Below are 306 nucleotides of genomic sequence, written 5' to 3'. Positions count from 1 at the left end.
TCCATCTTGTTCACGGCCAGGACCACGTGCGGGACGCGGAGCAGGGCGGCGACGGCGGCGTGGCGGCGGGTCTGCTCGACGACGCCGTTGCGGGCGTCGACGAGGACCACGGCCAGTTCGGCGGTGGAGGCGCCGGTGACCATGTTCCGGGTGTACTGCACGTGCCCGGGGGTGTCGGCGAGGATGAACCGGCGGCGGGCGGTCGCGAAGTAGCGGTAGGCCACGTCGATGGTGATGCCCTGCTCGCGCTCGGCCCGCAGGCCGTCGGTGAGCAGTGCCAGGTCGGGCGCCTCCTGGCCGCGCTTG

At 73.2% G+C, this 306-nt stretch carries 1 protein-coding gene; it reads right to left on the bottom strand.

All coding sequences use genetic code 11. The features are described from left to right. Positions 1–306: GTP-binding protein (locus tag OO54_RS41075; RefSeq protein ID WP_033212923.1), on the bottom strand; the 306-nt coding region annotated here is incomplete at both ends.

Origin of the sequence: Streptomyces wedmorensis, assembly GCF_000716445.1 — a bacterium.
Lineage (GTDB): Bacteria > Actinomycetota > Actinomycetes > Streptomycetales > Streptomycetaceae > Streptomyces > Streptomyces wedmorensis.
Note: the sequence above shows the minus strand (reverse complement) of the source record. Positions and strands in the feature narration are given on the sequence as shown.